The 18,226-nt window shown below is 66.0% G+C and carries 18 protein-coding genes and 1 tRNA gene; 16 read left to right on the top strand and 3 right to left on the bottom strand.

Annotated features, from left to right (window positions below):
* Positions 1 to 78: 78 nt before the first annotated feature.
* The 8 genes from VGK20_14915 (at position 79) to VGK20_14880 (ending at position 6,783) form a co-directional block, all read left to right on the top strand.
* A complete protein-coding gene (locus VGK20_14915; GenBank protein HEY2775336.1) occupies positions 79 to 1,347 on the top strand; it encodes a hypothetical protein in 1,269 nt (422 codons plus the stop codon).
* 65 nt (positions 1,348 to 1,412) lie between these two features.
* The gene (locus tag VGK20_14910) at positions 1,413 to 2,021 is read left to right on the top strand and encodes a glutathione S-transferase family protein (GenBank protein HEY2775335.1); all 609 of its coding nucleotides are present in this window, start codon (positions 1,413 to 1,415) and stop codon (positions 2,019 to 2,021) included.
* 13 nt (positions 2,022 to 2,034) lie between these two features.
* Positions 2,035 to 2,634 carry an NADH-quinone oxidoreductase subunit I gene (locus VGK20_14905; GenBank protein ID HEY2775334.1) on the top strand — a complete coding sequence of 200 codons (600 nt, stop codon included), beginning with the start codon at positions 2,035 to 2,037 and terminating at the stop codon, positions 2,632 to 2,634.
* Positions 2,631 to 2,855 carry a hypothetical protein gene (locus VGK20_14900; GenBank protein HEY2775333.1) on the top strand — a complete coding sequence of 75 codons (225 nt, stop codon included), beginning with the start codon at positions 2,631 to 2,633 and terminating at the stop codon, positions 2,853 to 2,855. The genes VGK20_14905 and VGK20_14900 overlap by 4 nt, the downstream gene beginning before the upstream one ends.
* 150 nt (positions 2,856 to 3,005) lie before the next feature.
* Complete coding sequence (moeB, locus tag VGK20_14895) at positions 3,006 to 4,205, top strand: molybdopterin-synthase adenylyltransferase MoeB (protein HEY2775332.1); 1,200 nt, start codon at positions 3,006 to 3,008, stop codon at positions 4,203 to 4,205.
* Positions 4,195 to 4,839: a histidine phosphatase family protein gene (locus VGK20_14890; protein HEY2775331.1), complete on the top strand. Its 645-nt coding sequence runs from the start codon at positions 4,195 to 4,197 to the stop codon at positions 4,837 to 4,839. The genes moeB and VGK20_14890 overlap by 11 nt, the downstream gene beginning before the upstream one ends.
* A 167-nt stretch (positions 4,840 to 5,006) precedes the next feature.
* Entirely contained in the window at positions 5,007 to 5,828 is an 822-nt protein-coding gene (locus VGK20_14885; GenBank protein ID HEY2775330.1) for a transketolase, read from the top strand.
* A gap of 1 nt (position 5,829) precedes the next feature.
* A complete protein-coding gene (locus VGK20_14880; GenBank protein ID HEY2775329.1) occupies positions 5,830 to 6,783 on the top strand; it encodes a transketolase C-terminal domain-containing protein in 954 nt (317 codons plus the stop codon).
* Here VGK20_14880 and VGK20_14875 read toward each other — a convergent pair.
* A complete protein-coding gene (locus tag VGK20_14875; GenBank protein ID HEY2775328.1) occupies positions 6,780 to 7,385 on the bottom strand; it encodes a hypothetical protein in 606 nt (201 codons plus the stop codon). The two genes, VGK20_14880 and VGK20_14875, sit on opposite strands and share 4 nt — an antisense overlap.
* Before the next feature lie 86 nt (positions 7,386 to 7,471).
* On the opposite strand from VGK20_14875, the gene nuoB reads away from it, so the two are divergent.
* The 6 genes from nuoB to VGK20_14845 all read left to right on the top strand — a co-directional run bounded on the left by nuoB (position 7,472) and on the right by VGK20_14845 (position 14,654).
* Positions 7,472 to 8,017: an NADH-quinone oxidoreductase subunit NuoB gene (gene nuoB, locus VGK20_14870; protein HEY2775327.1), complete on the top strand. Its 546-nt coding sequence runs from the start codon at positions 7,472 to 7,474 to the stop codon at positions 8,015 to 8,017.
* Positions 8,018 to 8,058: 41 nt separating this feature from the next.
* Positions 8,059 to 9,348: an NADH-quinone oxidoreductase subunit NuoF gene (gene nuoF / locus VGK20_14865; GenBank protein ID HEY2775326.1), complete on the top strand. Its 1,290-nt coding sequence runs from the start codon at positions 8,059 to 8,061 to the stop codon at positions 9,346 to 9,348.
* 26 nt (positions 9,349 to 9,374) lie between these two features.
* Positions 9,375 to 10,985, top strand: a complete 1,611-nt coding sequence (locus VGK20_14860) for a 2Fe-2S iron-sulfur cluster-binding protein (protein HEY2775325.1) — start codon at positions 9,375 to 9,377, stop codon at positions 10,983 to 10,985.
* A 490-nt stretch (positions 10,986 to 11,475) separates the two neighbouring features.
* Positions 11,476 to 12,870, top strand: a complete 1,395-nt coding sequence (gene dnaA, locus VGK20_14855) for a chromosomal replication initiator protein DnaA (GenBank protein HEY2775324.1) — start codon at positions 11,476 to 11,478, stop codon at positions 12,868 to 12,870.
* Positions 12,871 to 12,993: 123 nt separating this feature from the next.
* A complete protein-coding gene (locus VGK20_14850) occupies positions 12,994 to 13,536 on the top strand; it encodes a hypothetical protein (protein HEY2775323.1) in 543 nt (180 codons plus the stop codon).
* Positions 13,537 to 13,637: 101 nt separating this feature from the next.
* A complete protein-coding gene (locus VGK20_14845; GenBank protein ID HEY2775322.1) occupies positions 13,638 to 14,654 on the top strand; it encodes a glycosyltransferase family 2 protein in 1,017 nt (338 codons plus the stop codon).
* On the opposite strand, the gene VGK20_14840 is transcribed toward VGK20_14845, so the two are convergent.
* Complete coding sequence (locus VGK20_14840; protein HEY2775321.1) at positions 14,644 to 16,299, bottom strand: hypothetical protein; 1,656 nt, start codon at positions 16,297 to 16,299, stop codon at positions 14,644 to 14,646. The genes VGK20_14845 and VGK20_14840 overlap by 11 nt on opposite strands.
* An 86-nt stretch (positions 16,300 to 16,385) precedes the next feature.
* On the opposite strand from VGK20_14840, the gene VGK20_14835 reads away from it, so the two are divergent.
* Together VGK20_14835 and VGK20_14830 are read left to right on the top strand one after the other, a co-directional pair.
* Positions 16,386 to 17,549, top strand: coding sequence for a DUF3047 domain-containing protein (locus VGK20_14835; protein ID HEY2775320.1), 1,164 nt, complete (start codon positions 16,386 to 16,388; stop codon positions 17,547 to 17,549).
* Between the two features lie 98 nt (positions 17,550 to 17,647).
* Positions 17,648 to 17,724 (top strand) — tRNA-Arg (locus VGK20_14830).
* A gap of 405 nt (positions 17,725 to 18,129) precedes the next feature.
* Here the strand turns inward: VGK20_14830 and VGK20_14825 are convergent.
* A partial coding sequence (locus VGK20_14825; GenBank protein ID HEY2775319.1) for an IS3 family transposase occupies positions 18,130 to 18,226 on the bottom strand: 97 nt, incomplete at its 5' end.

The raw sequence follows: 18,226 nt of genomic DNA, 5'->3' as shown, positions 1-18,226 counted from the left end.
GAACCGCGACAGCTCGTTCGATAGAAAACGGGCGGAGGTCCTTCGGGGCCTCCGCCCGTTTCTTTTCACGGAGACCGCATGCGCAACACTCTCATCGCCTGTTCCCTGTTCCTTGCCGCGAGCTCGGCCCCGGCGTCGGCCTCGGTGGCCCCCGAGCGCCCGACGCTGTTCTGGTACGCCCAGACGGCCTGGGGCGTGGGTGTCGTCGAGGTGGGCAAGCCGCTCACGTTCGCCGACGGCAAGATCCTGGTCTTCCCGGGCCAGTTCACCGACCTGGTCTGGGGGCCGAACGGGACCAGGCCCCGCAACATGATGCTGGTGCACGAGGTCGGGAGCGACGAGAAGGACAAGCCCGCGCTGCGAGAGAAGGATTCGTTCCTGGCACCGATCCGCGTTCTCCCGCAGCACTCGTACTGGAAGGACAATCTTCCCGACACGCCTCGCCACCAGGTCGCCGGAGGAGCGCGTTACATGTTTCGCGGCGATGACGTCGCCGAGGCCAGGCGCGTGCTCACCGATTACCTGGCGGCGGTCGACATGAAAGGCAGCGATCGCTGGACCCGCCAGGTCGACGCCGTGTCAGCGGCCCTGCTGTCCAGTTTGCCGGTGATCCGCGAGGATGCGGCGGTGTTCCTGACCGACTATCCGACGCTCGCCAGGGATTTCTCCGAGCGCTCCGTTGCACCGGTTGCCGCCTGGCTGGCCGGTGACGCGGCAGCCGACCAGAAGGCCGCCCTCGTCGATGCGCTTGCGGCAGCGAAAGTCACGTCGATCAAACCCGAGCTTGCCAAGCTCGTTTCTCGCGACGACGCGACGGGTGCCGTCGCGCTGCAGGGCCTCGAGGCGTTCGGTGACGCGGCGCCGCCCACCGACCGCCTGTTGACGCTCTCCAAGTCGACGTCGCCGGAGATGCGGTCCTATGCGGCCGAGGCCCTCGGCCGGCGCGCGGCGACCGATCCGGCTGCCGCCGCCAAGGTGCGCGAGATCCTGGCCGATCCTTCGGCGCTCATGCCCGCGACGGCGGCTGCCGAGGGCCTCGGAAAAACCGGCGGGGACGCCTCGGTCGCGATCCTGGCCGACTCCCTGGCGGCCGGGGCAGGATCGGCCAAGGCATCGGCGGCGGCCCTTGCCGCCATCGGCGGTCCGGCTGCATCGGCCGCGCTGATCAAGACCCTCAAGGAACAGAAGGGCGAGGCTGCCCTGGCCGCCGTTTCGGTGATGGGCCAGATGCAGGGCTGCCCCGATTGCGTCCGGACCCTCGAAGAGCAGTACAAGTCCCACCCCGATCCCGAAGTACGCAAACTGATCGGCGTCCTTCTCGAAGTGCCGCTGCAGCACAAGCACTGAAAGGACGACGCATTGCGTGAGGACGGGGTTTCGTCTATGAGTTCCCGGTTGCGCAGGCGCAAAAGATGACGATTTACGACTACCCAGGATGTCCGTTCGGCAGAAAAGTCCGCATCGTGCTGGCCGAGAAGGAGCTCTCCTTCGACTCGGTGCAGGTTGACCTGGCGCGGGGCCAGCAGCGCAGCGAAGAGTTCCGCCGGCTAAACCCTTTCGGCAAAGTTCCCGTGCTCGTTGACGAATCGCTGATCGTCTACGAGTCGTCGATCATCAACGAGTACTTGAACGACGAGTACCCGCACGAGCCCGAGCTGATGCCCGAGGACTCGGGCGAGAGGGCCAGGGTGCGCCTTCTCGTCGATTTCGCCGACCGCGCATTCACGCTTCCGGTGATGGCGCTCGAGCGCGAGGCCAAGGCCGCCGACAAGGACGAAGCCCGGGTACACGCCGCCCGCGACGCCATCACGAAGACGCTCGCGATGCTCGAACGCGAGCTCGCCGGCCGCGAGTACCTCGCGTCCGACTTCTCGCTGGCCGACGTCGCGTTCGCACCGGCGCTGCTGACGCTCCCGCAGGTCGGAATCCAGATCGACCCCTCGCTGGCAAACGTCGCTGCATGGAGAAGCCGGCTTCTCGGCCGTCCGAGCATCGGTCGCGCCGCGAAATCCGCCGCCTGAGGTCGCCAGCCTCGTGAGACGTCCCGAAGACCTGAACTTCCGAGAGCGGATCTTCGTACCGGAAGTGATCCGCGGCCTGCTCGTCACGGGCGGGCGTTTCTGGCGCAATCTTTTCCTTCACATCGGGCACCAGTTCGGCGTGGCCAGGGGCACCAGCGCATCGGTGACGCTGCAGTACCCGGAGCAGTATTTCGACTACGGTCCCAGCTACCGCGGCAGCCATCGCCTGACTCTCAAGGACGACGGCGCGGTGCGCTGCACGGCGTGCTTCCTTTGCGCCACCGCGTGCCCGGCGCGCTGCATCTACATCGAAGCGGGAGAGAGCCCCGACAAGTCCGTCGAGAAGTTCCCGCTGCGCTACGAGATCGACACGCTTCGCTGCATCTACTGCGGCATGTGCGTCGAAGCCTGCCCGTGTGATGCGATCCGCATGGACACTTCGGTGCACCCGCGCGTCGCCGGCTACACCCGCGAAGACTTCATCGAGGACAAGACCGCGCTGATGAACCGCTCGCGTGTCATGCGCGACCAGGGCGAGGGCGCGCTGATGAAGCAGATGCTCGACGACTACAAGCGCGCCGAGCCCGGCGAGGCGATCGCCGACAACCCGTGATCTTCTGGTACCTGTGGCGCGCAGGCCTCCTCGGCCGCGCGGACAGGGAAAAGCTGCGATTCTTTTTCGGCGCCAGCGCCGACCCCCTGTCGCTGTCGCGCCGCACGCCGCCGGCCTCTGCGATCCGCTGGCCGCGGGCCCTGGTCGATCCCGGCTACGCCCGCGCGATCGCCGCGTGGCTCGCGTACCGCGCCGACCTGTACGACGGGAAGCAGGGTTAGCTTGGGGTCAGGCACCAGCGCGCATCATTCGGGCGCCGGCGGCCAGTTGATGCGCGCTGGTGCCTGACCCCACGCGCTGGTGCCTGACCCCTGGGCTGGTGCCTGACCCCATTCGTGATTAGCATAATGGATTGCCAGGGAGAGACGGTGATGGCGAAGAGCTACCAGCAGATTCTCGACGAAGCGCGAAAATCGATTCCCGAAGTGACGGCCGACGAGTTGCGCCGCACGATGGACTCGCGCTCGGGCACCGTCGTGCTCGACGTGCGCGAGAAGGAAGAGTTCCGCGACGGCCACCTCTCGGGCGCGATCAGCGTTCCGCGCGGGTTCCTCGAGATGCAGGTCGAGGGCCACGTGCCCGACAAGCAGACGCCGGTCATCGCGTACTGCCAGAGCGGAGTGCGCTCGCTGCTGGCCGGCCGGATCCTCAAGGAAATGGGATACGCGAACGTGCGCTCCCTCGGCGGCGGTTTCGGCTCGTGGAAGAACGGCGGATTCCCGTGGGTGCAGGACCACGCGTTCACGCGCGAGCAAGTGTCGCGCTACAGCCGCCACTTCCTGCTCGGTGAGGTCGGCGAAGCCGGCCAGGCCAAGCTGCTCAATTCGCGCGTGCTGTGCCTCGGCGCCGGCGGGCTCGGCTCGCCGGTCGCGTTCTACCTTGCGGCTGCCGGAGTAGGCACCCTCGGCATCGTCGACGACGACGTCGTCGATCTTTCGAACCTGCAGCGCCAGATCCTGCACACGACCGACCGCATCGGCATGCCGAAAGTCGAGTCGGCGAAGAAGACGATCCACGCGCTCAATCCGGACGTCAACGTCGTCGAGCATCGCACGCGCCTCGACTCGGCCAACATCCTGTCGATCATCAAGGACTACGACATCATCGTCGACGGCTGCGACAATTTCCCGACGCGCTACCTCGTCAACGATGCCTGCGTGATGACCGGCAAGACGAACGTGCACGGAAGCATCTTCCAGTTCGAAGGGCAGGTCACGGTGTTCAAGCCGGGCGCCGGCCCCTGCTACCGCTGCCTTTTCCCCGAGCCGCCGCCGCCGGGAATGGCGCCGAGCTGCGCCGAAGCCGGAGTGCTCGGCGTGCTGCCGGGCCTCGTCGGCTGCATGCAGGCACTCGAGACGATCAAGCTGATCCTCGGCATCGGCGAACCCCTCATCGGGAAAATCGCCAAGCTGGACACGCTCAGCATGGACGTGACGATGCTGAGGCTGCGGCGCGATCCGAAGTGCCCGATGTGCGGCGATGCGCCGACCATCCACGAGCTGATCGACTACGAGGAGTTCTGCGGACTGCGTGCTGCGTCGCCGGCGGGCGCCGGACGCAATGCCGCCTGAGGGCACGCCCCCGACGATCCTGCTGATGCGTCACGGCGAGACCGAATGGAATCGCCGGCGGCGGATCATGGGTGACCTCGACGTCCCGCTGAGCGACGAGGGCCGGCAGCAGTGCGCGCAGGCCGCAAGCCTTCTCGCGGGATGGCCGATCCACCGCATCGTCACCAGCCCTCTGGCCAGGGCGGCCGAGTCGGCTGTCATTGTTGCTTCGCGCCTTGCGGTGGACGTCACGACGGACGAACGGCTCGTCGAAGTGCGCTTCGGGTGCTGGCAGGGAAAGACGTACGAAGAAGTCTCGCTCGATCCGCGCTATCTCGCCTTCTGCGAAGATCCCGTGGCCAACGAAACGCCGGGAGGGGAGACCGCGCACATCGTGCAGCAGCGCGGACTCGAAAGCGTTGCGACGGCGCGCCCCGGCGAGTGCGTGCTGTTCGTGACCCACGGCGACATCATCCGCACGATGCTGTGCCATTTCCTGGGCGCGCCGCTTGCGCAGTATCGCCGCATCCGCACCGACAACTGCGGCCTGTCCGCCGTCGAAATCCGCAGGGCCGCACCCGAAGTGAAGTTCGTCAACGTGCTGGCCGACCCGGAGCGCGCACGCAGCCACACGCACTGGAGCGGCCGTCCCTGACTGGCGCTTTGCTCGCAAGCGAGCGAAGCGCACCGGACACGACGCACGCGATCACGTGCACAGCACGCAGCGCTCTTGCGCAACCGGTCGCAGCAGGCTGCCTTTGCTGCGATGGCAACAGCGCTTTGTTGACACCCTGTGTCGGGAAGGGCAGTTTCCGGCCTTCTGTGACTTCCGTCGAGCAGTTGAGGGAGATCGCGCGCGAGCTTCGCATCGAGTCGCTGCGCATGATCCACGCAGCCGGATCCGGGCATCCGGGCGGATCGCTGTCGGCCGCCGAAATCGTCGCGTGCCTGTATTTCCGCATCCTGCGCTACCAGGTGGGAAGGCCGGACGACCCCTCGCGGGACCGATTCGTGATGTCGAAGGGACACGCCGTTCCCGTGCTCTATGCGGCGCTGGCCAAGGCCGGCTGCATCGCGCGCGAAGAGTTGAAGACGCTGCGGCGCATCGACAGTCGCCTGCAGGGACACCCGGATCACGTGCGGCTGCCGTACATCGAGGCCGCCACCGGCTCCCTTGGCCAGGGCCTGTCGGTCGCCGTGGGAATGGCGCTGGCCGAGCGTCTCGATTCGAAGAACAACTACCGTACGTACTGCCTGCTCGGTGACGGCGAGCTGCAGGCCGGCCAGGTCTGGGAGGCCGCGATGGCAGCCGGCAAGTTCGGCGTCGGTCGCCTGACGGCGGTCGTCGACTACAACAAGGTCCAGCTCGACGGGCACGTGCGCACCGTGATGGACCTCGAGCCTCTGGCGGCAAAGTTCGAAGCGTTCGGATGGAACGCCGTGCAGGTGGACGGCCACTCGGTCGAGGCGCTGCTCGACGCCTTTGCGGCCTGCGAGGCCGAAGCGGGGAAGCCCGGCGTGATCATTGCGCACACGGTCAAGGGCAAGGGCGTCTCGTTCATGGAGGACACCCACGCCTGGCACGGCAAGGCACCGAACGGCGAGGAGCTCGAAAGGGCCCTGGCCGAGCTGGAGGCTGCCTGAGATGGGCAAGGCCACGCGCGCAGCGTTCGGTGATGCCCTGCACCGAATCGGCTCCACCCATCCGAGGGTCGTGGTGCTCGATGCCGACCTTGCCAGTTCGGTCGGCACCAAGAAGTTCGCCGACGCTTTCCCCCAGCGTTTCTTCGAGCTCGGCATCGCCGAAGGCAACATGGTCGGAATCGCGGCAGGCATGGCGCTCGGCGGACTTACGCCGTTTGTTGCAAGTTTTGCCTGCTTTCTGACCGGGCGCTTCGAGCAGATCCGCATGTCGATCGGCTACAACAACGCCGGCGTGCGCGTCGTCGGAACCCACTGCGGAATCGGCATCGGCGAAGACGGCTATTCTCAGATGGGCCTCGAGGATATCGCGCTGATGCGCTCGCTGCCGAACATGGTCGTGATCCAGCCGGGCGATGCGGTCGAGGCCGAGAAGGCCACCGAGTTCCTGGCCGACTACGTGGGCGGCCCGGCCTACCTTCGCCTGACGCGCCAGGCGCTCGATGACGTCAACGGCGCCGGCTACCGCTTCGAATTCGGCAAAGCGGTCGAGCTGCGCCAGGGACAGGACCTGGAGATCGTCGCGTCGGGCGGAGTGCTTGCGGAAGCACTCAAGGCAGCAGAAAAGCTTTCCAAGGAAGGTATTTCCGCCGGAGTTCTAAACCTTCACACGATCAAGCCGATCGACGCCGAGGCGCTCCAGAAGGCGGCGTCCCGCACCGGGCGCATCCTTACGGTCGAGGACCATGGCGTGGCCGGCGGGATCGGTGGCGCTGTGGTGGAGGCGCTGTCGGAAATGCGCGGCGTCGCCATCCGCATCCACGGGGTCCACAGTTACGGGGAGTCGGGGACCGGCTCCCAGCTCTACGCCAAGCATGCGCTGGACGCTGCCGGGATCGCCCGGGTCGCGAGCGATTTCCTGCGCAGCGACGCCAGGCATTGCGGGGGAGCGGCTTAGCTCATCCTCTCCCTATCGGCATCGGCGCCCGCCGGCCGGAAGATCCACTGCTCGAAATGCCGATTCTGGGCGCGGTACTTGCGCTCGTAGGAGCTGCATTCGAGGTCGGAGCCCGTGCGTTCCCAGGTCTCGGCAACAAAGCCGGCCCCGAGCATCTGGTGGCGGATCTCGCCCATCAGCGGCGCCACGTCCGTCACGACATGGACGGCGCCGCAAGGCGCCAGAGTCATCGCCAGCGCCTCGCAGAAGGGCTGCTGGAACAGCCGCCGCTTGTAGTGGCGCTTTTTCCACCAGGGATCGGGGAAATAGACGTGGAAAGCGTCGATGCTTGCGGGCGCCAGCAGGTGACGCACCACCCAGGAGCCGTCGGCGTTGAGAAGGCGCAGGTTGGGCGGGGCAGGGCGAAGACCGATCACCGGTTTGAGCGCGCCTCGCTGGATCTCGATGCCGACGAAAAGGGTATCGCGGTGACGGCGCGCTGCCGCGGTGAGATATCCACAGCTTCCAGGGCCGATCTCCACTTCGATCCGGGCAAGGCCGGTCCCGTCGAGCCAGAAGTCACGACCGACATCGTGAGCAGCGCTGAGAACTCCCAATTGCATGGTCGAAGGCGGGCCGCTCTTAGCCCTCGCCGAGGGGGCTCGCAACGCGTGTTGAAAAGGCCTCGATCCGGCCTTAAGTAACGGAGATGGCAAAACCGATCGCGACGCTTGGTAAACCTCCCGGATTGGCAGAAGTCCGCGGCGATGCCGGGCTGCTCGCCGAGAGCGTGGTGGTCACCCGCGTCGATGCCGCGCTGGCATGGGCGCGCAAGTACTCGATCTTCCCGTACCCGTTCGCGACGGCGTGTTGCGCAATGGAATTCATGTCGCTGTCGATGGCCCCTTACGACATCGACCGTTTCGGCGCGCTGCTTCCGCGCTTCACGCCGCGCCAGAGCGACCTGCTGATGGTCATCGGCACGGTGACCGCGCGCCAGGCGCCCATCCTGCAGAGGGTGTACGACCAGATGTGCGAGCCGAAGTGGGTGATGGCCTTCGGAGCCTGCGCATCCACCGGCGGTTTCTACGACAACTACACGACGATCCCCGGCATCGATCGCCTCGTGCCGGTCGACATCTACGTGCCCGGCTGTCCTCCGCGCCCCGAGGGAGTGCTCGACGCGCTGATGGCGCTGCAGCGCAAGATCCAGGGCCAGAAGCAGGCCACCGGTTTCTCGTCGGAAGCCAAATAGCGACGCGCGTTTCGAAAGAAGCCGACACGAGACCGATCACCATGAGCCAGCACGTACTGCTCCGCTATCGCGACGTTCGCGCCGACTTGCGCAGTCTCGACAACTACGTCGCCGACGGCGGTTATCGCACCGCGCGCCGCGCAGTGCACGAGATGAAGCCCGAAGAGGTTCTTCAGACCGTCAAGGACTCCAACCTGCGAGGACGAGGCGGCGCCGGTTTCCCGACCGGTCTCAAGTGGAGCTTTCTCGCCAAGGGCACCGGCAAGCCGACGTACCTGCTCTGCAATGCCGACGAGAGCGAGCCCGGCACGTTCAAGGATCGGGACCTCATGGACCACGATCCTCACCAGCTTCTCGAAGGCATGATCATCTCGGCCTTCGCGATCGGCTGCCACACTGCGTACATCTACATTCGCGGCGAGTTCGCGTTCGGCGCCGACGTGCTGAACAAGGCCATCGCCGACTGCTACGCGAAGGGCTACCTCGGCCAGAGCGTCTTCGGCTCGGCCTACAGCCTCGACATTCACGTGCACCGCGGAGCGGGCGCCTACATCTGCGGCGAAGAGACCGGCCTGATCGAGTCCCTCGAGGGCAAGCGCGCCAACCCGCGCATCAAGCCTCCGTTTCCCGCCGTCTACGGCGTGTTCGGCTGCCCGACCATCGTCAACAACGTCGAGACTCTGGCCTGCGTGCGCCACATCGTCGAAAGGGGAGCGGCCTGGTTCAAGGGCATCGGTCCGGAGTCGGGTCCGGGGCCGAAGCTCTACTGCGTGTCGGGCCACGTGAAGAGGCCGGGCACCTACGAGCTGCCGATGGGCACGCCGCTGATGGATCTGATCTTCGAGCACTGCGGCGGCATGCTGCCGGGGCGCAAACTGAAGGCCGTGATCCCCGGTGGATCGTCGGTGCCGATCCTGAAGGCCGACGAGTGCGACATCGCGATGGATTTCGATTCGGTGGTCAAGGCCGGCTCGATGCTCGGCTCGGCGGGCATCATCGTCATGGATGATTCAACCGACATGGTGGCCGCGCTGCGCCGCATCGCGCACTTCTACCACCACGAGTCGTGCGGGCAGTGCACACCGTGCCGCGAAGGCACCGGCTGGCTCGAAAAATTGCTGATTCGGCTCGACGAGGGCCTCGCGAGCGAAGGCGACATCGCGACGCTCGACAGCGTTGCCAAAGGAATGCTCGGCACGACGATCTGCGTGCTGTCGGACGCGGCGGCGATGCCGGTGCGCAGCTTCCTGCAGAAGTTCCCCGAAGAGTTCCTTGCGGCGGCCACGGGTCGCTCGCGCGTCGTCGCTGCCGACGCGACCGCGGCGGCTTGAGCGCAGGCGGAGGGGCGGAAGACGAGATGGCAAAGGTCACGATCAACGCGAAGACCATCGAGGTCCCCGACGGCACCAACCTCGTGCGTGCCGCCGAGATGGCCGGCCTGGAGATTCCGCACTACTGCTATCACCCCGGCCTCTCGATCGCCGGCAACTGCCGCATGTGCCTCGTCGACATCCGCGCGATGTCGACCAAGCAGCCCAACCCGCTGCCCAAGCTCCAGATCGGCTGCAACACGACCGTGCAGGACGGCATGGTCGTCGAGTCGAACAATCCGCGCGTCATCGAAGCGCGCCAGGGCGTGCTCGAATTCCTGCTGATCAATCATCCGATCGATTGCCCGATCTGCGACCAGGCAGGCGAGTGCAAGCTGCAGGAATACTACATGGACTACGGGCGCTACCACAGCCGGTTCGCGCTCAAGGAAAAAGTCGACAAGGGCAAGGTGATCCCGGTCGGGCCCGACATCATGCTCGACCAAGAGCGCTGCATCCTGTGCACCCGCTGCGTGCGCTTCCTCGAGGAGTTCACGCGCACCTTCGAGCTGGGCATCAAGGAGCGCGGGGACCACAGCGAGCTGACGCTGGCGGACGGCAAGCAGGTGGACAACCCGTATGCCACCAACATCGTCGACATCTGTCCGGTCGGCGCGCTGACCAGCCGCGAGTTCCGCTTCCAGGCCCGCGTCTGGTACCTCGACGCTACGCCTTCGATCTGCGCCGGTTGCGCCACCGGCTGCAACATCGACGTGGATCTTCGCCACGAAAGGATCTATCGCCTCAAGCCTCGCTTCAACTCCGAGGTCAATTCGTTCTGGATGTGCGACGCCGGCCGCCGCACCTGGCAGCGCAACCACGGCGAGCATCGGTTGATCGGTTCCTACGTGCGGGGCGGGAGCGAGTTCGTCGAATCCGACCCGCATGAGGTCGTCTCACGCGCTGCCGACGCGCTGAAGAGCCACCGGCGTACCGCGGTGCTCGCGTCGGCCCACGCAACGATGGAAGAGGGATGGCTTGCGAAGAGGATCGCTGCGCTGTGCGGAAACGGACCCTGCGTCGTTGTTTCTCCGGCCTCCTCGGAGATTCCCACGGATGACAAACTGATTTCGACCGATCGTTTCCCGAACCGCGCCGGCCTGGTCGCTCTCGGATTCACCGAGCACACCGCGCCGCCTGAGGACGTCGACAGCATCCTCATGCTTCGCGCCGACGTCGTCGCAGCCGACGAGGATCGATGGGGAATGTTCCTCGAAGACATGGGCGAGACGCTGGTCGTCGCCGACGAAATCGGCAAGACGATGGCTTATGCCGATCACGTGCTCGCCGCCGGAAGTCATTTCGAAACCGACGGCACTTACGTCAATCGTGGCGGAAGACTTCAGCTTTTCCGCACCGCGGTCGCGCCTCCGGGCCGCGCTTTGGCCGGATGGCAGCTTCTTGCCGAGCTTCTGGCCCGGCTCGGCGGCCCGCGCTACGAGTCGGTCGACGAGATTTTCGCTGCGATGTGCACCGAGATCGGGCTCGGCAGCGGACGCACGCATGCGTCCGTCGCGACGAGCGGCGTTGCCCTGGCGGACTGGAAGCAGGGGCGCGCCGCCGCGGCACGCAGCGAGGGTGCCGGCGCGCAGGCCTGACTGCGCAGCCCTTCCTTTTTCGTTCATCAGGTTTCCAAATTGCATTGCGCACGTTGCGACGCGCGATCGGTTCGCCCGCGAATCCGTCGCACGAGTGATCATCTGCACATCATTGCGATTCTCGCTGCGCCCACATGCTCCCGTGCACCATTCGAGTTATCGACACCCCCGCGAATGTCTCGAAAGTTCGCGCACTAACCATCCACCATGGAACACGGCAACCGAGCGCCAAGGTAAATTCTCTGCAAAATCACCTTTCCGTTATGTGCCTGTTGCGCACCGGAGGGCGTGCACGTAGACACTGCGCACCGCACGGCAACGGATGTCGACACGAAAGAGCGCGTTTCGCACTCGCTTCGCGTTCGACGCTTGTGCCGGGCGGTATCCCAAAAAGCGAATTGGACAGCCTTGGGGCAGAACGTCGCGGGCCGGCGACGATCAACCTGCACTGTCGCCCGATCCTGGCCCGGCGACGAACAAGAGGTGAAGCGTGACTGGAAGCAACGAAGCGGAACGTCTCTGGCACGGTGCCTGCGCCCTCATCGAGGAGCGCGTATCGGAAAAAGATTTTCAGACCTGGATTCTCGAGCTCGGACCTCGCTCTTTCGACGGGGAAACCCTGACGCTGGAAGCGCCGTTCGGGCTGTTTCGTGACCGCGTCAAGCAGTCGTTCCTGCCCACGATCGAAGCTTCCGTTTGCGCGGCAGCCAAGAAGTCGTGCCAGGTCGTCGTCGTCGTCGGCCAGCTCGGCCTGGCGACGGGGCAGCGCGGCCGCGGCATCAAGGCCGTCGCGAACACTTCGCGCACCGCGCAAGCTTCGGCTGCCAAACCCGCGCGCGAAAAAACATTCGACGGCTTCCTCGTCGGCGAGGGCAACCGCCTCGCGTACCTGGGCGCGCGTCAACTCGCCGAAGGCAGCACACGGGAAGGCGGCAATCCGCTGTTCCTGTACGGCGGCGTCGGCCTCGGCAAGACGCACCTTCTGCTGGCGGTGGCCCAATCGTTGCGTGCGCGCGGCAAGCGCGTGCTCTACTACCAGGGCGAAGACTTCACGCGCCGCATGGTCGAGTCCTTGCAGGGCGGCCGCATGGAAGCGTTCCACCGCGAGTTCCGCGGCGCCGATGCACTTCTGATCGACGACGTGCAGTTCCTTGCAGGCAAGAAGCGTACCCAGCAGGAGCTCTACCACGTATTCAACCTGCTGCATCAGAGTGGAAAACCGATCGCGCTGGCGAGCGACCGTCCGCCCGATGAGCTCGAGCATCTCGAGAGAGGCCTGCAGAGCCGATTCGCCGGCGGACTTCTCGCCGACCTCGGCCCGCTCGACCGCGAGCTTCGTCTTCGCATCCTCAAGGGAAAGCTCGTCGAAGCGGGAATCCATCTCGACGACCACATCCTGGATCGCCTCGCCGTGCAGCTCCAGGGCAGCGTGCGTGAGATTGAAGGGCTCGTCTCGCGTCTGCGCGCGGCGAGCAATCACCAGTCGCTGCCTCTGGATGACGGGGTGGTCGAAACGATGATCACGCCTTACCTGGCGCGCCGCGGACCGATCGACCTCGACGTCGTCATCGACACCGTCGCATGGGTCCACGGGCTGACAAGGGACGAGCTGCTGTCGAGGGACCGCTCGCGCCGCGTCGCGTGGCCGCGCCACATCGCCGCGTACATGTGCCGCAAGCTGACGGCAGCGTCGTTGCCGGAGATCGGGCACGCCCTAGGCGGCCGCAATCACACGTCCATTCTTCGCGCGGTGCGCTCGGTGGCTGAGCGCCAGTCGGGTGACACCGGGTTTGCCGCCAAGCTCCAGCAGATGGAGAAGATGCTCGGCACCGCACCCGGCCTGAGGGGCCGAGTCCCCGCCACCGCCGCCGCCGCTCCAGCGTAAAGATAACCGGAATGTAATGGGGTCAGGCACCAGAGGAATGGTGCCTGACCCCATTCCTCTGGTGCCTGACCCCATTACACTTCGGGCTCGCGTCCGTGGGGGCGCTCTGGTAGCAGGCGTTCGATGACGAAGGCCCTCGGCAGGACCATCGATGAGGCTTCCCGCCTCGAGTCCCTGGCGATGGGCATCTACACGCGTCTTGCGGCGACGTTCCGCGACGAGCCCGAGCTTCACCGGTTCTGGATGTCGATGGCACGCCACGAGGCCGGCCACGTCGGCGCGCTGGCCCTGGTGCGGGCGCTGATCGAGCAGGCCGGAGACCAGCTCCATTTCGTCGTCGAGGACTCCGTGGTCCAGCAGTCGGCAGCGGTGATCGAAACCCTGCACCGCGAAGCGGCCTCCGCGGTCTCCCTTGACCGCGCGTTCGAGATGGCCGTCGAGCTCGAGAGCCTCGAGCTCGAAGACCTCGTGCTCGACCTGATCCACGTGCTGTCGGATCCCGCCGCGCGCACCCAGGCCGAGCAGATGCTCCTGCACGACCTGAGCGACCTGACGCTGATGATCGAAAAGCACTGCCACAGCGAGGACCTGCTCGCCAAGGCCGATGTGCTCGTCGAAAGCCGCGTCGGCGATCGCAGCGGCGGCGGCTACGTGAGGCGCTGCTGAGCGCAAACGGTGAGCGCAAACGGCGCCCGCGACGCGTATCACCGCGGGGCGTCGCGGCCGGCTGAGCAACTGCGGCATCCTCGATCACGGACCCTGCCGCGATGCCCCGATTTTCGATCCTCATCCTGACCTGGAACGGGCGCGATCTTCTCGTCGATTGCCTCGCGGCCGTCCACAAGCAGACCTTCACCGATTACGAAGTCCTCGTCGTCGACAACGGCTCGAGCGACGGAAGCGCCGAGCTGGTTCGCACCTCCTTCCCCCGCGTGCGCGTCATCGAGCTGGCGACCAACACCGGTTTCTGCGCCGGCAACAACACTGCGTACGCGGCATCGACGGGCGAGCTGGTGCTGCTGCTCAACAACGACGCCGAGCTCGACGAAAATTTTCTCGCGCAAATGGACGACGCGGCCGACCGGGATCGGGATTTCGGGATGTTCGCCAGCAACGTAAGAATGTTCGATCGCCGCGACGTCTTCGATTCCACGGGGCTGCTGGTCTACCCCGACGGCCTTTGCCGCTCGCGCGGCTGGCTCGAGCGCGACACCGGACAGTACCGGGAAGCCGACGAAGTACTTTGTCCGAACGGCTGCGCGGCGGTCTATCGGCGCGCGATGCTCGAGGACGTCGGGCTTTTCGAAGAATCCTACTTCGCATACCTCGAGGACCTCGACCTCGGCCTTCGCGGCCAGCTTCGCGGCTGGCGCTGCCGCTACGTGCCCGGCGCAGTCGCCTTTCACAAGAAATCGATGACGAGCGGGTACCACTCGGCGCTCAAGGCGTATCTCGTCGAGCGCAATCGCATCTGGAATGCCGTGCGCCTGCTTCCTCTTCGCATCCTGCTGCTGAGCCCGCTGTGGACGATCGCGCGCTACACGGCGCAGGGCTATGCGGCGGCCAGCGGGCGAGGAATGTCGAGTACCTTCAGCCGCGACTATTCCCATGCAGCGCTGATCGGCATCCTTGCGCGGGCTTACGCCAATGCGCTCTCGCGTCTTCCCGAGGTGTGGCGCCAGAGGCGGACGATCCAGGGGCGGCGGCGCCTGGGCGCGCTCCAGGTATACCGATTGCTGCAGCGCTACCGACTTCCGCTTCGCGAGCTGGCGTTCAAGGATTGAGCGAAGGCGTTGCGGCGTCGGCCTTCGGTGGCGCCGCTTCAGGCGCAACCTTTGGCTTGTCGTTCGCATCCGCCTGCTTCGCCTCGCCCTCGGCAGCCTCGAGCACGTCCACGGCGCCCTGGTCTCCAGGCAGAAGCTCGACCAGGCGCCGGGCCCAGTGCAGCGCCTCGCGAGGCCGGCCTGCCTGCATCAGCAGGCTGGCGAGGTTCTTGAGTGCGTTCGTATCGTCCGGAGTCGTCGCGATGTAAGCGAGGTAGCTTTCGGCCGCGCCACCGGCGTCGCCACGCTCGGCCATGCTCTGGGCCTTCAGCGAATTGGCCATGGCGAAAGACGGAACGAGGGCGAGCGCGCGGGAAAACGAAGCTTCTGCATCTTCGCGTTCGCCGCGGTGCAGCAGCCAGGTGCCGTAATCGAACTGGGCCTTTGCCGAAAGGGGAGAGGATGCCGCCGATATCGCGAAGTAGCTCTCCGGATCGTTCCACGGCGCCTGTCGCGCGCGAAACAGCACGAACAATGTGATGACAACTCCGACAGTCGCGACCGTGGCGAGCGCGCGCGCACGCAAAGTCGATGCGAACCGCTCGAACGCGAGGCCGGCAAGCAGGCAGACACCGACGGACGGCAACAGCAGCAACCTTTCGGCCATCATCACGCCGATGGTGCCTGCAATGTTTGCGGTCACCGCGAACGCGAGCGGAAACCACGCGATGGCAAAAGCCGCCACCCGATGACGGCGCGCGAGGCGCCAGACCATCCACGCGACCAGGAGCCACGCCGCGACCGCGATGGTACCGGATGCCAGCGAGGGATCGGTCATGCGAAACGAGCGGTCTTCGAGAAGAGGGTGGGGCCACACGAGAAGACGCGCGTAGTCCCACAGGATCGCGCAGGCCTTCGGAATCCTCTCGGTCGCCGGCATGTGGACAAGGGGATTGTCGACGAAATCCGTCGGCGCCATCGTCGGCATCAATGGAACGACGATCGCGGCCCAGCTCGCGATCGCGACGGCCGTCCCTGCCAGCGCCGGTGCCAGTGCTACCCTGGCACCCAGCAGTAGACGCGCTGAGACCAGGAGGAGCGGCAGGCAAAGCGCGCTCTCGTTGGAATGCATCGCGATGCCGGCCAGCAGTGCGGTTGCCACGAGAATGAGCCACGGGCCGGCTCGCCGCCGTGCCGGGTCCGCTGGACCGAGCGCCACCAGCAAGGCTCCCACCACGCCGATGGCCGCCAGCGCCTCGCAGCGGCCGACGATCGAGGAGACCGCATCGACGTGGACTGGATGAACGGCAAACAGCGCAGCCGCCACCGAAGCCGCTGCAGCGCTGAGTCCCAGACGAAGCGCGAGCACGAGGACCAGCACCGACAAAAGTCCCGCGATGGCGATGTTCGTCGCGTGAAACGGCAAAGGGACTGTCCCCGAAGGGAGCCGGTCGAGGTCGAGAGTGACGGCCAGGAAGTGCCGTCCCGTGGCATAAGGTCGTGAGTGAAGAAAATCGCTCAACCCCATTTCCCAAAAGGGTTTGCGCTCGAGGACTACCGCGTGGTCGTCGTCGACAAAACCGAACTGCAGCGACGGCCAGGCAACTGCGATGGTGAGCAGGAAGACAACGAGCGCCCCTGCAAGCTCGAGCAGCGGACGCCGCATCGACGCATGGTAGCGAGATCGCCGGCGCAACGCCCGCAGACGCATCCCCTTGTCCGGCCTCCGCGGCACGGCTAAGCAACACCGGCATGGGAATCGCCCAGGATCTTCGGGTCGCCGCGCGACGGTGGCGGTCGGTCCGCGGCGGCAAATCGGCCAGCAGCCAGGCGGCGGTCGAACGCGGCGCGCTCCGGAGCTGGTTCTCTTCGCTCGAGAAGCTCGAGCACTCAGGCGCGATCGTTTCGGCGAAGATCTATGACGTGGAAGCCTCGCAGCTTCCGTGGCTCGATACGCGTCTCGATCTCGACGACGGCGAGTGGGTTTCGACGTTCGCGGCGGGACGCGTCGTATTGTCCGATCCGCTCGACCTCTGGGTTGGGCCCCAGTTCCAGCTCTGGATGAGGGTCGGGGAGGGCGGTGCGATCTTCAACGGCACCCGCGACTCGCACAGCTTTCGTGTGGAGGCGCCGGGACGCCTGTACCTGGCCGGCTACTTTCCCGGACAGTGGGGAGACGACAGCGGCCGCATCTCGACGTCGCTCAACGACTATCGAAAGTTCCGCGGCGGATTGACTGTCGTCGTCATTCGCTGGCGCAGCGACGCTGCTGCCGGCCTCGCGGCACTTTCCGCGGCAGATGGCACAGGACGCCTGGCCGCCGAGCAAGCGAGAATCGCGAAGCCGGTTCCCGCGCCGGAAGGGTGGCGCTACCTGTGGATGCTCGGCCAGAGCGACATTTTCCGGAGCGCAGTCGAAGACGAGCGTCCCTGCATCGCGTGCCACACCGAGCGCAACGTCAGCATCCTGCAGCACGATGCGGCGTTCGATCTCACCGAGGGCAGCAACCTTCGATGGAGCTGGAAGATCGACGAGCTTCCGTCGATGCTGCGCGAAGACACGCAGGCCTCGCACGATTACCTGAGCGTCGCCGTCGAGTTCGAGAACGGGCGCGACATCACCTACACGTGGAGCGCCGAGCTTCCCGCCGGCACCGGCTATTGGTGCCCGCTGCCGACGTGGAAGGACCGCGAGTTCCACGTCGTCGTACGAAGCGGCAACAACGATCTCGAGAGCTGGGTCGACGAAGAGCGTGATCTCATTGCCGACTACCGTCGTTACATCGGCGAGCCTCCGCGCCGCGTCGTGCGCGTCTGGCTGATTGCCGTCAGTATCTTCCAGAGGCGGCGGGGCAGGGCGTTCTTCGGCAAGTTCGTGCTGCAGGACAAGGACGGGCGGCGGCTCGAGATTGACTGAGCGGCGGCGCCTGCCTCGCGGTCCCGCGTCGACGACGGCTGCGCCGGCTCCGGTGGAACGACCGCGCCGGACGGGTTAAGAGACGCGTCCCATCCTGTGCCCCCGTAGCTCAGGTGGATAGAGCACAGGATTCCTAATCCTGGGGTCGCGCGTTCGAGTCGCGCCGGGGGCACCAGAACTCCCAGTAAACTCAATATGTTATAGCCGTGACACCTTGCGCCTAGAATGACGCTCACCGCGATTCTAGCGGGGCCCCCACTGGGCCCCCTTCATTCAAGGCGGCACTCGTACCGGTCGTCTCACACTGCCCGTTGCCACCGGCTTCGTAGCCGTTCATGCCAAGCGAGCGACGTCGCGGTGGCGTTCGAGGGCTTCCCAGGCCGGGGAGGGGCCCGACAGGCCCCCGGCCTGCGATGCCGCTAGCCGCCCTCGACTACCGCAGGGGCTCCGCGGCTGGTGCACCGCGCAGCAGCGGCGCGGAGAACTGTCGCGCCGCTCCAAGTCTGGCGGTGGCTACCTACCTACCAGCCCCGCGAGTTTGGAATTAACCCGTTTCCGTGGATGGTTGTGGGCTGGGCTGCTACGCAGCCAGCCAGTTTCTCCTCTCGTACTCGGCCGGCGACATGTAGTCCAGTGACGAGTGCCGCCGGCGCGGGTTGTACCAGCCTTCGATAAAG

It is taken from the genome of Candidatus Binatia bacterium (genome assembly GCA_036493895.1).
Classification (GTDB): domain Bacteria; phylum Desulfobacterota; class Binatia; order UBA1149; family CAITLU01; genus DATNBU01.
This window is presented reverse-complemented; position numbering and strand designations above follow the sequence as displayed.

Bases quoted from the DNA above. Each gene is read 5' to 3' on its own strand.
- VGK20_14915 (HEY2775336.1), top strand. From the start codon at position 79: ATGCGCAACACTCTCATCGCCTGTTCCCTGTTCCTTGCCGCGAGCTCG.
- VGK20_14910 (HEY2775335.1), top strand. From the start codon at position 1,413: ATGACGATTTACGACTACCCAGGATGTCCGTTCGGCAGAAAAGTCCGC.
- moeB (HEY2775332.1), top strand. From the start codon at position 3,006: ATGGCGAAGAGCTACCAGCAGATTCTCGACGAAGCGCGAAAATCGATT.
- VGK20_14890 (HEY2775331.1), top strand. From the start codon at position 4,195: ATGCCGCCTGAGGGCACGCCCCCGACGATCCTGCTGATGCGTCACGGC.
- VGK20_14880 (HEY2775329.1), top strand. From the start codon at position 5,830: ATGGGCAAGGCCACGCGCGCAGCGTTCGGTGATGCCCTGCACCGAATC.
- VGK20_14875 (HEY2775328.1), bottom strand. From the start codon at position 7,385: ATGCAATTGGGAGTTCTCAGCGCTGCTCACGATGTCGGTCGTGACTTC.
- nuoB (HEY2775327.1), top strand. From the start codon at position 7,472: ATGGCAAAACCGATCGCGACGCTTGGTAAACCTCCCGGATTGGCAGAA.
- nuoF (HEY2775326.1), top strand. From the start codon at position 8,059: ATGAGCCAGCACGTACTGCTCCGCTATCGCGACGTTCGCGCCGACTTG.
- VGK20_14860 (HEY2775325.1), top strand. From the start codon at position 9,375: ATGGCAAAGGTCACGATCAACGCGAAGACCATCGAGGTCCCCGACGGC.
- VGK20_14850 (HEY2775323.1), top strand. From the start codon at position 12,994: ATGACGAAGGCCCTCGGCAGGACCATCGATGAGGCTTCCCGCCTCGAG.
- VGK20_14845 (HEY2775322.1), top strand. From the start codon at position 13,638: ATGCCCCGATTTTCGATCCTCATCCTGACCTGGAACGGGCGCGATCTT.
- VGK20_14840 (HEY2775321.1), bottom strand. From the start codon at position 16,299: ATGCGGCGTCCGCTGCTCGAGCTTGCAGGGGCGCTCGTTGTCTTCCTG.
- VGK20_14835 (HEY2775320.1), top strand. From the start codon at position 16,386: ATGGGAATCGCCCAGGATCTTCGGGTCGCCGCGCGACGGTGGCGGTCG.